The organism is Microbulbifer sp. CAU 1566 (genome assembly GCF_023156515.1).
Lineage (GTDB): Bacteria > Pseudomonadota > Gammaproteobacteria > Pseudomonadales > Cellvibrionaceae > Microbulbifer.
The window spans coordinates 376,044-390,000 of record NZ_JALNMG010000006.1; the positions used below are offsets into that span (position 1 = coordinate 376,044).

Here is a 13,957-nt window from a genome sequence, read left to right on the forward strand (position 1 = left end):
CCACCATGTCTGCTGAACACTACCTGACCCCGGATTGGCCCGCGCCCGCCAATGTGCGCGCCTTTTCTACGTTGCGTGGCGATGGTCATAGTCAGGGGGATTACCGCGCGTTCAATCTGGCGGATCACGTAGGGGATGCTGCGGAGGCGGTGGCTGCCAACCGCGATAAGCTGCGTCGGGAGCTTGCGCTACCGGGCGACCCCCAGTGGTTGGAACAGATTCACAGCGACAAGGCGGTCGAGGCGCAGGGCGATGGCAAAGTGCGCACCGCGGACGCCAGTTTTACTGCCGAAAAGAATACCGTGTGTGCGGTACTGACGGCGGACTGCCTGCCGCTTCTGGTATGCAGCCGCGATGGCAGTGAAGTGGCGGCTATCCACGCCGGTTGGCGTGGACTTACGGGTGGAGTCATTCGCGAAACCATCAGGGCAATGGCGACGGCACCAAAAGACCTGCTGGTGTGGCTCGGTCCGGCCATAGGTCCACAAGCCTTCGAATGTGGGGTGGATGTGTTAGAAGCGGCGTTTGAGTCTTCCATGAGTGAATCCCACGGATCCGCGATTGCCAAGTGTTTTGTGCCGCATGCCAAAAAGCCACTGCATTTTCTTGCGGACATTTACGGACTGGGGCGCGCGGAGTTGGCCGAACTGGGGGTTACCGAGATTTATGGTGGCGACCGCTGCACGGTTTCTGAGGAGCAAGACTTCTTTTCCTACCGCCGCGATGGCAATACCGGGCGCATGGCGTCACTTATCTGGTTCGAATAGTTTTCTGTCTGGCGTTTTAATAGATTCGCCAGTCAGGGTAAACCCGTCGCCCTCTACTTCTGTTCTCCTGCTCTTTTCCTGTCCTGTCCAGTTTCGCCCTGTAACTGGACAGGTGGTAACGAAGTGCAAAACTTGAAAACCTCTCATCTGCCCGCAAATTACTGATCAGCACTAGACTGTATTCGTCATTGCGTTTCCACGCGCCGTAGTTCTGGCTTCCCGGCGTGTTATTGATCAGGAGAGGGAAAAGTACAATGCGCATCGACCGGATGACAAACCCGCTGCAAGCGGCCATTGCCGACGCTCAATCCATTGCCGTCGGTCGCGATCATAATCAGATTTACCCCGAACACCTGCTGCAGGCACTGCTGGACCAGTCCAATGGCAGTACCACCGCATTCCTCAATCAGGCCGGCTTTAATATCAATGGCCTGCGCAATGACCTCGCAAAACGCCTCGATAGCCTGCCCACTGTGGGCACGCCCACCGGTGATGTGGGAATGTCCCAAGAATTGATGCGCCTGTTCAACCTGGCGGATAAAAAAGCCCAGAAAAATGGCGATAGCTTTATCGCCAGTGAAACCGTTTTGCTGGCGGCATTTGATGCCGCCGCCGGTGAAGTTTCAAAAATTCTCAATGCCCATGGTGATTTAAAGCATCTACAGGATGCCATCAGCAAAGTGCGCGGCGATGAAAAGGTGAATGATCCCCAGGCGGAAGAAGCGCGCCAGGCGCTGGACAAATACACCATGGACCTGACCGCCCGCGCGGAGGCGGGCAAGCTGGATCCGGTGATCGGCCGAGACGACGAAATTCGCCGCACTATTCAGGTGCTGCAGCGCCGCACCAAAAACAATCCGGTACTGATCGGCGAACCTGGGGTCGGCAAAACCGCCATCGTCGAAGGATTGGCCCAGCGTATTGTCAACGGTGAAGTGCCCGAGGGGCTCAAGGACAAGCGCCTGCTGTCCCTCGATCTCGGTTCCCTACTGGCCGGTGCCAAATTCCGCGGCGAATTCGAAGAGCGCCTCAAGGCGGTGTTGAATGAGCTTTCCAAACAGGAAGGGCGCGTCATCCTGTTCATTGACGAACTGCACACCATGGTGGGCGCCGGCAAAGCCGAAGGCGCTATGGATGCAGGCAATATGCTGAAACCGGCGCTGGCGCGCGGTGAGCTGCACTGCGTAGGCGCGACGACGCTGAATGAATATCGCCAGTACATTGAAAAAGATGCGGCACTGGAGCGGCGCTTCCAGAAAGTGTTGGTGGATGAACCTACCGAGGAAGACACCATCGCCATTCTTCGGGGGCTGAAAGAGCGCTACGAAGTGCACCACGGGGTGGATATTACCGACTCTGCCATTATCGCCGCCACCAAACTCTCCCAGCGCTATATCACCGACCGTCAGCTGCCGGACAAAGCCATCGACCTGATCGACGAAGCGGCCAGTCGTATCCGAATGGAAATTGATTCCAAGCCGGAAGAGATGGATAAGCTGGAGCGACGCCTGATCCAGCTCAAGATCGAGCGCGAGGCAGTCAAGAAAGACAAGGACGATGAAGGGGCGAAAAAGCGCCTGCAAAAGCTGGAAGAGGATATCGACAGTATCGAGAAAGAGTACGCAGATCTGGAAGAAATCTGGAAGGCGGAAAAAGCCAAGCTGGCCGGCAGTGCAGACATCAAGAACAAGCTGGAGCAGGCCAAGCTGGATATGGACGCGGCGCGCCGTGCCGGTGACCTTACCCGAATGTCGGAAATTCAATACGGTGTTATTCCCCAGCTGGAGCAGCAGTTGAAACTGGCTTCCGACAACAGTGACACCAGTGACAACCAGCTGTTGCGAAACCGGGTCACCGATGAAGAGGTTGCGGAAGTGGTTTCCCGCTGGACCGGAATTCCCGTTTCCAAAATGCTCGAGGGTGAGCGTGAAAAACTGCTGCGGATGGAGGCCAACCTGCACGACCGGGTGATCGGCCAGGATGAAGCCGTTGAGGCGGTATCCAATGCCGTGCGCCGCTCCCGTGCGGGGCTTGCTGATCCCAATCGCCCCAATGGTTCATTTCTGTTCCTGGGCCCCACCGGTGTGGGTAAAACCGAGTTGTGTAAGGCCCTGGCCGAATTCCTGTTCGATACCGAAGACGCCATGGTGCGCATCGATATGTCGGAATTTATGGAGAAGCACTCCGTGGCCCGGTTGATCGGAGCGCCCCCGGGCTATGTGGGTTACGAGGAGGGTGGTTATCTCACCGAAGCGGTGCGCCGCAAACCCTATTCGGTGTTGTTACTGGACGAGGTGGAAAAGGCGCACCCGGATGTATTCAACATTCTGCTGCAGGTGCTGGAAGATGGTCGCCTTACCGATGGCCAGGGTCGCACCGTCGACTTCCGCAATACCGTGGTAGTGATGACGTCTAACCTTGGATCGGACCTGATCCAGAAATACGCCAGTGCCCGCGATGATGACGAAATCGACAGCGAAATCCACTACCGCCAGATGAAGGCGGCGGTGATGGAAGTCGTCGGTCAGCATTTCCGTCCGGAACTCATAAACCGCATCGATGAAGTGGTGGTGTTCCACCCGCTCAATCGTGCCGAAGTGCGCTCCATTGCCGAAATTCAATTGCACAACCTGCGCAAGCGCCTGGCGGATCGCGATCTGAAACTGGAGATGTCCGACGAGCTTCTCGGCAAACTTGCGGATGTAGGGTTTGACCCGGTTTACGGCGCGCGGCCCTTGAAGCGGGCGATCCAGATGTGGCTGGAAAACCCACTGGCACAGGATGTGCTCTCCGGAAAATTTGTTCCCGGCGATACCATCCACGCGACCCTGGAAGGCGACAAGGCGGTCTTCAACAAATAACACTTCCTCTCGTCGTTTTGCTGCCTGCTCCTGTGCTGGGGGCAGGCGGCAATCTGAGGTGAGCATCAATGGATCTGATGTATGGCACTGGCGAGGCAGATATTTAACCGGCGCATGCTGTGGATGCTGCTGGGTTGCCTGTTGGTGTTTGGCGGTGTCTTCGGATTTAAATTCTTCGGCAAGTACATGATGAACCAGTTTATGGACAACATGTCATTGCCGCCCGCCACCGTCACCACCGCGCGCGTGGATCAGCAGCGTTGGCAGACTCGCCTGCAGGCGGTTGGCAGTCTGCGCGCCATCAATGGCGTCAATGTCACGACCCAGGCCCAGGGCGAGGTTAAAGCCATTTACTTCGAGTCCGGTCAGTCGGTGGAAAAGGGCACCTTGCTTGCCGAGTTGACTGCGGACCCGGAAACCGCCCAGATCAAGGTGCTGGAGGCCGAACGGCGCCTGGCCGAGCGGGATTTCAAGCGCATTTCTGAGCTGTACAAGAAAGGCGTTGCGACACTGCGCGAGCTGGACCAGGCCCAGGCAACGATAGATCAGGTACTTGCCAACCTGGCGGTGCAGCGCGCCACCATCAGTGAGCGGACGATCACCGCTCCATTCTCCGGTCAATTGGGTATTCGACAGATCGACCTGGGGGAGAATGTAGCACCCGGTGATACCGTCGTTTCTCTGCAGCAGCTGAACCCTATCTATGTGGACTTTTCCCTGTCGGAGCAGGATTTTTCCCGGGTGGCCGAAGGGCAGGGCATAGAACTGACGGCCGCGGCCGTTCCCGGGGAAGCGTTCCAGGGGCGAGTTTCGGCCATAGATCCGGCGATCGATCCCCGCAACCGTACCTTCCTATTGCAGGCGACATTGGAAAATCGCGAACGAACGTTGCGCCCGGGGATGTTTGCCGATGTTGCCGTCAAAGTGGAAAAGTTTCGCAACGTACTCGTGGTTCCCCGTACGGCAATCAGTTTTGCTCCCTACGGCAATGCGGTGTTTGTTATCCGTAAACCAAAAACAAGTGACCCGAAAGCTACAGCCAACTCTGCTACCAATGCCGCAACCAATCCCCCGAAGAACGCCCCGAAGAGTGGCTCGAAGAATGCCCCCGAGTGGGTCGCCGTCAAACGTTTCATTAAAACCGGTGAGGAGCGCGGCGATTTGATCGAAATCACCGAAGGCGTGGAAGCGGGGGAGCAGGTAGCCACCAGTGGTCTGTTAAAGCTGCGCAACGAAGGTGCGGTCATTATCAACAATGACAACCCGCCACCGGATCAATTGAACCCCAAGCCGGATAACAGTTAGCAGACGCGGGATTCAAAATGTTGCCTAGCGCAGGCAAGGATGCCGAGTGAATTTTACCGATATCTTTATTCGCAAACCGGTACTGGCCTGTGTAGTCAGCCTGTTCATTTTTCTTCTCGGTTTGCGTTCTGCGTCCGAGCTTAATGTCCGCCAGTATCCGGAACTGGAAAATGCGGTGATCACCATTACCACCGTGTATGTGGGGGCCGACGCGGATCTGGTTCAGGGGTTTATCACCACCCCTCTTGAGCAGGAAATTGCCAGCGCGGATGGGCTGGACTACATCGTCTCCACCAGTATCCAGGGGGCTTCGGTCATTCAGGCGTATGTACGTCTGGATTACGATCCCAACGAAGTACTCACCCAGGTGGTGGCCAAGGTCAATAAGCTGCGCAATGAGCTGCCGGTGGAGTCAGAAGACCCCACGGTAGATCTGGCGGTAGGAGAGACCATTGCCGCCATGTACCTGTCCTTTTCCTCCGAGATCCTGGATAACAACCAGATAACCGATTACATCACCCGTGTCGTCCAGCCAAAGCTCTCGACCATTGCCGGAGTACAGCGGGCAGCCCTGCTCGGCAATCGTACCTTTGCCATGCGTATCTGGCTCAAACCTGCCGAGATGGCCGCCCAAGGAGTAACCCCCGGCGATATTAGCGAGGCACTGCGGCGAAACAACGTCCTGGCGTCAGTAGGCAGCACCAAGGGTACCCGGGTGGCGATGGATATCCGCGCGGCCACCGACATTGCCTCCGAATATGCATTTCGCAAACTGGTTGTGCGCGCCGACGATGATCAATTGGTGCGCCTGGAGGATGTGGCGGAAGTGGAGCTGGGGTCAGAGTCGTACGAGACCTCGGTGACCTTTAACGACCGATCGGCGACTTTCGTGGCGGTGGAAGTCGCGCCCGACGCCAATGCTCTCGATGTGATTGCCGATGTGCGGGACAAGCTGCATGGCGAGATTTTCCCGCAGTTACCGGAAGGTATGCTGGGAGAAATTCCCTACGACAGCACCGAGTATATCCAGGACTCCATCAACGAAGTCATCAAGACCATTGCTGAGGCGGTGCTGATTGTCATTGTGGTGATCTATCTGTTCCTGGGGTCGCTGCGCAGTGTGATCATTCCCGCCGTCGCCGTGCCCTTGTCCATGGTGGGAGCGCTGTTTCTGATGTTGTTGATGGGTTTTTCCATCAATCTGCTCACCCTGCTGGCAATGGTTCTGGCGATTGGCATTGTGGTGGACGATGCGATTATCGTGCTGGAAAACGTGCACCGTCATATTGAAGAGGGATTGTCGCCGCAGGAGGCGGCCTTTAAAGGTGCGCGGGAGCTGGCCTGGCCCATCGTTGCCATGACCACTACCCTGATCGCGGTGTATCTCCCCATTGGTTTTCTCGGTGGCTTGACCGGCACCCTGTTTGTGGAATTTGCGTTTTCGCTCGCCGGGGCTGTGCTGCTTTCAGGGGTGGTAGCGCTGACCCTGTCGCCAATGATGGCGGCGAGGGTTTTGCGGGCTGAGGATGGTGAACGCGGCAATCGTTTTGAGGCCTGGCTGGAGGGTGGCCTGGGGCGGTTGGAGTCCAGCTATCGTCGGCGGTTGCACGGTGCGCTGGATGATCGGCTGGTGATTCTTGTCTTTGGCTTGATCGTTCTGGTCAGCTGCTACTTCCTGTTTGTCACATCACCCAGTGAGCTGGAACCGAAAGAAGATCGCGGTTTTGTGTTGGGGATTGCCCGCGGTGACTCTTTTGCCACCCTGGATTATATGGAACAGTACACCAATGAAATCAACGGCGTGCGCGACCGCCACCCGGAAGTGGAAAACCTGTTTCTGTTAAATGGCGTTGGTGGCGCCGGCAATAGTGCCAATAGCGCCATTTCGGGTTTTGTGCTGTCTTCCTGGAACAAGCGGGATAAAAACACCCAGGAAATGCAGGAAGTCATCAATGCGGAGGTCTCCCAGATTGCGGGGCTGAAAGTAGCCACCTTCGTGCCACCGAGCCTGCCCACGGCAGGCGGTACCTTGCCGGTGGAGTTTGTGATTGGCACCACGGAACCCATTGCCAGCCTCGCGAGCTTTGCCGATGACATCATGGGGCGCGCGCTTGCGACGAAAAAATTTATCTTCCTTGATGCGGACCTGAAGCTCGATAAACCGCGTTTGACGGTGGTGGTTGATCGTGACAAGGCCGCGTCGATCGGCATCACCATGGCCGATGTGGCGCGGGAGTTGGGCGCCATGATGTCTGGTGCCTATACCAATCGATTTTCACTGGAGAACCGCAGCTACAAGGTTATTCCTCAGGTGGTGCGTGCGGATCGCCTGACCGGTGAACAGTTGCTGCAGTATTACATCCGGGCCGGTGACGGTACTCTGGTGCCCATGTCCACGCTGGTACAGTTGAAGGAGACTGTTGAACCCCAGCAGCTGAAGCGATTCCAGCAGTTGAATGCAGTGACCATTTCAGGAGTGCCCCGGCCGGGTATTCCTCTCGGTGAAGCACTTGGGGTTTTGGAGTCGGCCGCACAGGAGGTTTTACCGCGGGAGTATTCCACGGATTACTCCGGGCAGTCGCGCCAGTTCAAAAGCGAAGGTTCTGATCTTTTGCTGACCTTCTTCTTCGCCTTGATTGTTATATACCTGGTGCTGGCGGCCCAGTTTGAGTCCTGGCGCGATCCTCTGATTATGCTGGTGACGGTGCCGATGAGCGTGTGTGGTGCCATGATTTTCGTCAGCCTGGGGCTTACCACCTTGAATATTTATACCCAGGTGGGGTTGGTGACGCTGATCGGTGTTATCTCCAAACACGGCATATTGATTGTGGAGTTTGCCAACCAGTTACAGCAACAGGGTCGCAGTAAACGTGAGGCCATTGAAGAGGCTTCGGCGATTCGGCTTCGACCAATTCTGATGACAACGGCTTCTCTGGTGCTTGCCATGGTGCCGCTGCTGATTGCTGCGGGCCCCGGTGGTGGGGCACGCTTTGCGATGGGGTTGGTGGTGGCTTCGGGAATGACGATTGGGACCGTATTTACCCTGTTCGTGCTGCCGGCCATGTATATGTATTTGGGGCGGGATTATCGTCACGGGCACAACGGGTGACGCTGTCAGGGCAGGACTGCTAAGTGTCCCACCCTGACTGAAGGGAAACCTATGGGAAGGGTGTCTGGCGCGCGGGTTCTGTTAACAGTTGGTTTGTGCCGTCTCGCGGGCTTGCTGGATACGCTGCTGCCTCTCTTGTTCTGGCAGAACCCGGTAGTTTCCGCTGGCGTCTACTTCTCGCACCCTGGCGTGTGACTGCAGCTCCTGCAACCGTTGCTGGGCATTGCGACAGCGCAGAGCGCGCGCCGCTTTTTCAGCCTGGCTGACGGCCGCTTGGGTATTCTGCTGCTCGGGCTGGGGTGCCGGCTCGGAGTCGCCAGCGGTCTTTTCGCTCACCGGCTCGCTGGCAGTTGCCATTTTACGCTGGGCGATCAGGGCGTCCTGTTCCTGCTGCCATTGTTTGAATCGCTCGGATTTGGGCGCCTTCACGACTTCTACCTGCTCCTGCTTCGGGGGCTGGGAGCCGAAGTGCACCACCCCGTTGTCGTCGACCCACTTGAAGATGCCGTCGGCCTGCACGCTTGCGGCCAGGCCAAGCCCGAGAGTCAGGGTCGCGATGAAAGTGCGCATGAAGAGTTGCCTTGTGTCGTTGTTGTGCTTGGTCGCCGCATTGGGTGCGGTTGTGACTGGGTAAAGTCACCAGACTGCCGCTGATTGTAACGGGGGGAGCGGGGTATCTCGCAACCCAGTTAACAATTTTGCGCAAGGCCGATACCAGAGTTGCCCCGTTATGGGGCTCAATCGTGTTTCTTCTATTGACACCCAGTGCTCAAGCTGGAGAATTTACCCCTTGCTCGGCAAAGACGATGGCACCGCAACACCCTGCGGCTCTCATTCTCTTTCCGGCGGGTTAAGCGCCCGCCATCTCCTGTCGAGGAGGCCCTCCCCATCTGGAGGCCTTGGGGCCCGCACCCCGGTTCCGCTACCGGTCGGGTTCCGCGCAATTTGGCGTCACCGTGAAGTTATCCTAAAAAACGGGCTAAATCTGCGTTTAAGGCTGATATTTATCACGCTTTTCCTTTAGAATCGCCGTCTGGCTTTCGCGCCGTCCGGCTTTTCTGTGGTTTGTGGATGATGCGGATCCTAAAAATGGGAAATTTTGAGGGGGCTCAAGTGGAATTACTCTCCGGCGGCGATATGTTGGTTCGCGCGCTGCAGGATGAAGGGGTTGACCTGATATTCGGTTACCCCGGAGGTTCGGCACTTCATATATACGATGCCATCTTTCGGCAGAAGGGCATCAAGCACGTGCTGGTGCGCCACGAACAGGGCGCAACCCACGCGGCGGACGGTTACGCCCGCGCCACGGGTAAAACCGGCGTGGTACTAGTGACTTCCGGTCCAGGTGCAACCAATGCCATTACTGGTATTGCGACGGCTTATATGGACTCCATCCCGATGGTGGTCATCTCCGGCCAGGTACCTTCTGACAAAATCGGTGAAGACGCCTTCCAGGAAACCGATATGGTCGGTTGCTCACGCCCGATCGTTAAGCACAGCTTCCTGGTGAAGAACGCGGAAGAAATTCCCGAGGTTGTCAAAAAAGCCTTCTTTATCGCCTCTACTGGCCGTCCCGGCCCGGTGGTGATTGATATCCCCAAAGACATCACCAATCCGGTGGACCGTTTTCCGTATAAGTATCCGGAAAAACTGCGCATGCGCTCCTACACGCCGGCGGGCAAAGGTCACACCGGCCAGATTCGCAAGGCGGTGGCATTGCTGTTGTCCGCCAAGCGGCCGGTGATCTATGCCGGTGGTGGTGTGGTTCAGGGCGACGGCGCCGAGTTGCTGACCGAGCTGGCCCAGCGCCTGAACTACCCGGTAACCAATACCCTGATGGGGCTAGGTGCCTACCCGGGCACCGACAAGCGCTTCCTGGGCATGCTCGGTATGCACGGTACTTTCGAAGCCAATACCGCCATGCATCACGCCGATGTGATTTTTGCAGTGGGCGCGCGCTTTGATGACCGGGTAACCAATACCCCGAACAAGTTCTGCCCCGGTGCCAAGGTCATTCACATTGACGTGGATCCTGCGTCCATTTCCAAAACCATCACTGCAGACGTGCCGATTGTGGGCACGGTGCAGTCGGTGTTGGCCGAAATGCTGGAAATGCTCAAGGCCTCGAAGGAGATGCCGGACCAGTCCGCGATCGTGGATTGGTGGCGCCAGATCGACGATTGGCGTGAGCGCCACGGTCTCTATACGGCGCCACGCTACCGCACCGATGGCGACATGATCATGCCGCAGGAAGTGATCAGCGCGGTGCACCAGATCACCAATGGCGACGCCTACGTGACCTCAGATGTTGGTCAGCACCAGATGTTTGCCGCGCAGTACTATCTGTTCGACAAGCCTCGTCGCTGGATCAATTCCGGTGGCCTCGGCACCATGGGCTTCGGCCTGCCGGCGGCACTGGGGGTGAAAATGGCATTCCCGGATTCCGAAGTGGTCTGTGTGACCGGTGAAGGCAGTATCCAGATGTGTATTCAGGAGCTGTCTACGGCAACCCAGTACCATCTGCCGGTGAAAATCCTGTGTCTGAATAACCAGGCCCTGGGCATGGTTAAGCAGTGGCAGGAAATGCAGTACGAAGGCCGTCTGTCCAACAGTGTGTATGAAGAGTCCCTGCCGGACTTCATCAAGCTGGCGGAAGCCTACGGGCATCTGGGCATGAAGATCGAGCACCGCGATGAGCTGCACGGTAAGCTGGCCGAAGCCTTCGCAATCAAGGATCGCACCGTGTTTATCGACGTATACGTCGATCCGTCTGAGCACGTTTACCCCATGCAGGTGATGCCGAGTGGCTCCATGCGGGATATGTGGCTCAGCAAGACGGAACGGACGTAAAGGGAGGTAAGCAAAATGCGCAGAATTATTTCAGTTCTGATGGAGAACGAGCCCGGTGCTTTGTCGCGCGTGGTTGGCCTGTTTTCTCAGCGAGGCTACAACATCGAGAGCCTCACTGTGGCGCCGACCGAAGATGCGACGCTGTCGCGTCTTACGTTGACCACCATCGGGGATGACCACAAGATTGAACAGATCACCAAGAATCTGAACAAACTGATCGACGTGGTTAAGCTGGTGGATCTAACCGAGGGTTCACATATTGAGCGCGAACTGCTGCTGGTGAAGGTGCGCGCGACCGGTGCACAGCGTGATGAAGTAAAGCGCAGTGTGGATATTTTCCGCGGTCAGATTGTTGATGTCACCAGCAACATGTACACGGTACAGGTATCCGGTACCAGTGAAAAACTCGACGCTTTCTTACAGGCGCTGGGCGAGCACACCATCATGGAAGTTGTTCGCTCCGGAGTAAGCGGGATTGCCCGTGGTGAGAAAATTCTCAGTATTTGAGCGTCAAACATCGAAGTAGGAATTTCCGGGTTTCAGCCCGGACTGAAATTCAAAGCACATTAAGTAGGAAGTAAGTTATGCACGTTTATTACGATAAAGATTGTGACCTCTCTTTGATCAAAGGCAAAACCGTTGCGATCATCGGTTACGGTTCCCAGGGCCACGCCCACGCCAACAACCTGAAAGATTCCGGTGTGAGCAACGTCGTGGTTGGTCTGCGCAAGGGCTCTGCTTCCTGGGCCAAGGCGGAAAAGGCCGGTCTGCGTGTTGCCGAAGTAGCCGATGCGGTTAAAGATGCTGATGTGGTGATGATTCTGACTCCGGATGAGTATCAGGCCGGGGTATATCGTGAGCAGGTGGCTCCGAACCTGAAAGCCGGCGCTGCTCTGGCGTTCGCCCACGGCTTCAACGTGCATTTTGAGCTGATCGAGCCGCCGAAAGACGTTGATGTGATCATGATTGCGCCGAAAGGCCCGGGTCACACTGTACGTTCTACTTACCTGGAAGGTGGCGGTGTCCCGACCCTGATCGCCATCTATCAAAATGCCTCCGGCAGCGCCAAAGAGCTGGCCCTGTCTTACGCATCTGCGAACGGTGGTGGCCGCTCCGGAATCATCGAAACCAACTTCCGTGAAGAAACTGAAACCGACTTGTTCGGCGAGCAGGCGGTACTGTGTGGTGGTGTTTCTGCGCTGGTACAGGCGGGCTTCGAAACCCTGACCGAAGCTGGTTACGCACCGGAAATGGCGTACTTTGAATGTCTGCATGAGCTGAAGCTGATCGTCGACCTGATGTATCAGGGCGGTATCGCGGATATGCGCTACTCTATCTCCAATACGGCAGAGTACGGCGACTACGTTACCGGCCCGCGCATTGTTACCGAAGAGACCAAGGCGGAAATGAAGCGCGTTCTGAAAGATATTCAGACCGGTAAATTTGCTAAAGACTTCATGCTGGAGTCTCTGGCTGGCCAACCGCGTCTGAAAGCGGAACGCCGTATCGGTGGTGAGCACCAGATCGAAGAGGTAGGTGCCAAGCTGCGCGCGATGATGCCCTGGATCAAGGCCAACAAAATCATCGACAAGACCGAAGGTAACAGCTAAGCGCTGACCTTTGATCAAAAAGCGGCGAGGCTTTGCGGCCTCGCCGCTTTTTTTTTGCCGGTTCGTCACTGTACACTCGCAACCATATCAACTGATTTGAGTCGGGAAGGAAGCTTGTATGAGCGACAATAAAGGCGCTTCGGGAGCAGATAGTGCACGTGCAGAAGAGGAAATCCGCTTGCCGGTAGATGAGCATATTGAAGAGGAGCTCTCTGCCAGCGGTAAAAAGGTGCGAGCAAAAGGGGTATACCTGCTGCCGAACCTGATTACGACCGGCGCACTGTTCAGTGGCTTCTATGCCATCGTTGCGGGAATGAGTGGCAACTTCGAGGCTGCTGCCATTGCCATCTTTGCGGCCATGATCCTCGATGGCCTGGACGGCCGTGTTGCCCGGCTCACTGACACCCAGAGTGCCTTCGGGGTCCAGTACGACTCGCTTTCCGATATGGTTTCGTTTGGTCTGGCGCCGGCGTTGGTGGTATTCAGTTGGGGGCTGGAGCCCCTGGGCAAGCTGGGTTGGGCGGCGGCCTTTCTTTATGCAGCCTGCGCCGCACTGCGCCTGGCTCGTTTTAACACCCAGGTGGACACTGTAGACAAAGGTGTCTTTATCGGGCTTGCCAGCCCTACTGCGGCAGCAATAGTGGCCAGTATGGTCTGGGTAGGGCATGAGGCTGATGTCGGCACAGGGCTTGGCATTGTTGCTGCATTGGTTACTGTCGCTGCCGGACTGCTGATGGTTTCCAATTTTCACTACTCGAGCTTCAAAAAGCTGGATTTCAAAGGGCGGGTTCCCTTCGTGATGATGCTGGCTATCATCCTGATCTTCAGTCTTGTCACTATCGATCCGCCACGAGTGCTGCTGGTGATTGCGATCATCTATACCTTTTCCGGTCCCGTAACCTGGGCCCTGAAAGGGCTGCGCAAGCGCCGCAGTCAGGTTGCTGGCGATAGCGTGGCAGCAGCAGAAGGCGAGGCTGGAGAGGAAAGTAAGGAAAAACCTACTGTGCACAATGCCGGCGATTCAGGGGAGAAGTAGCAGCCCTCAAGATTGGCTGCCGGTCTGATTTGATCCTGATTGGCCGGCAGTTCCCCCTTCCGCATTTGGCAACTTCCTGTCTCGATACTATTCTGAAGAGATCCCCCTGGCGAAACTGTCGGGCCCCGCATTGCGGCCGCTTTGCGACTTTTTCAAAAAAGCGCTTGCGTTGCCCGGGGCAGGCTCGTATAGTTCGCGCCCTCACCGCTGTAGGGGCAACCCAAAGCGCGGCGAGAAAGTAAGATAACCGATTGATTTTCAAAGAGTTTTTCTCTGAAAAAGAATTTCAAAAAGTGCTTGCCGAGGTCGGAGAGCTCGCTATAATGCGCGCCCTCAAGCAAGGTTGCCAAGCGCACTTGCTGAGTGTTCGACCGGGGTCTCGGGTAGATCCTTCGGGGTTGGGAATGTCGCTGTTAAAG

9 protein-coding genes are annotated in these 13,957 nt (G+C 56.6%); 8 read left to right on the top strand and 1 reads right to left on the bottom strand.

Annotation, left to right across the window (positions count from 1 at the left end; all coding sequences use genetic code 11):
• The first annotated feature begins 5 nt into the window (after window positions 1–5).
• From pgeF to M0G74_RS16095, 4 genes are all read left to right on the top strand, one after another.
• Window positions 6–767 (top strand): peptidoglycan editing factor PgeF, encoded by a 762-nt coding sequence (gene pgeF, locus M0G74_RS16080; RefSeq protein ID WP_248219503.1) that lies wholly within the window; start codon window positions 6–8, stop codon window positions 765–767.
• Between the two features lie 254 nt (window positions 768–1,021).
• Entirely contained in the window at window positions 1,022–3,628 is a 2,607-nt protein-coding gene (gene clpB / locus M0G74_RS16085; RefSeq protein WP_160154497.1) for an ATP-dependent chaperone ClpB, read from the top strand.
• Window positions 3,629–3,709: 81 nt separating this feature from the next.
• Window positions 3,710–4,933, top strand: coding sequence for an efflux RND transporter periplasmic adaptor subunit (locus M0G74_RS16090; RefSeq protein ID WP_248219509.1), 1,224 nt, complete (start codon window positions 3,710–3,712; stop codon window positions 4,931–4,933).
• Between the two features lie 46 nt (window positions 4,934–4,979).
• On the top strand, window positions 4,980–8,042 hold the full coding sequence (locus M0G74_RS16095; protein WP_248219511.1) for an efflux RND transporter permease subunit: 3,063 nt from the start codon (window positions 4,980–4,982) through the stop codon (window positions 8,040–8,042).
• Window positions 8,043–8,123: 81 nt separating this feature from the next.
• Here M0G74_RS16095 and M0G74_RS16100 read toward each other — a convergent pair whose 3' ends face one another.
• The gene (locus M0G74_RS16100; RefSeq protein WP_248219515.1) at window positions 8,124–8,612 is read right to left on the bottom strand and encodes a DUF4124 domain-containing protein; all 489 of its coding nucleotides are present in this window, start codon (window positions 8,610–8,612) and stop codon (window positions 8,124–8,126) included.
• Window positions 8,613–9,155: 543 nt separating this feature from the next.
• On the opposite strand from M0G74_RS16100, the gene M0G74_RS16105 reads away from it, so the two are divergent.
• The 4 genes from M0G74_RS16105 (at window position 9,156) to pssA (ending at window position 13,538) form a co-directional block, all read left to right on the top strand.
• On the top strand, window positions 9,156–10,892 hold the full coding sequence (locus M0G74_RS16105; RefSeq protein WP_248219517.1) for an acetolactate synthase 3 large subunit: 1,737 nt from the start codon (window positions 9,156–9,158) through the stop codon (window positions 10,890–10,892).
• Between the two features lie 15 nt (window positions 10,893–10,907).
• Window positions 10,908–11,399 (top strand): acetolactate synthase small subunit, encoded by a 492-nt coding sequence (ilvN, locus tag M0G74_RS16110; protein WP_043320882.1) that lies wholly within the window; start codon window positions 10,908–10,910, stop codon window positions 11,397–11,399.
• Window positions 11,400–11,476: 77 nt separating this feature from the next.
• The gene (ilvC, locus tag M0G74_RS16115) at window positions 11,477–12,502 is read left to right on the top strand and encodes a ketol-acid reductoisomerase (RefSeq protein WP_160154492.1); all 1,026 of its coding nucleotides are present in this window, start codon (window positions 11,477–11,479) and stop codon (window positions 12,500–12,502) included.
• Between the two features lie 118 nt (window positions 12,503–12,620).
• Window positions 12,621–13,538: a CDP-diacylglycerol--serine O-phosphatidyltransferase gene (gene pssA, locus M0G74_RS16120; protein WP_248219522.1), complete on the top strand. Its 918-nt coding sequence runs from the start codon at window positions 12,621–12,623 to the stop codon at window positions 13,536–13,538.
• Window positions 13,539–13,957 lie beyond the last annotated feature (419 nt).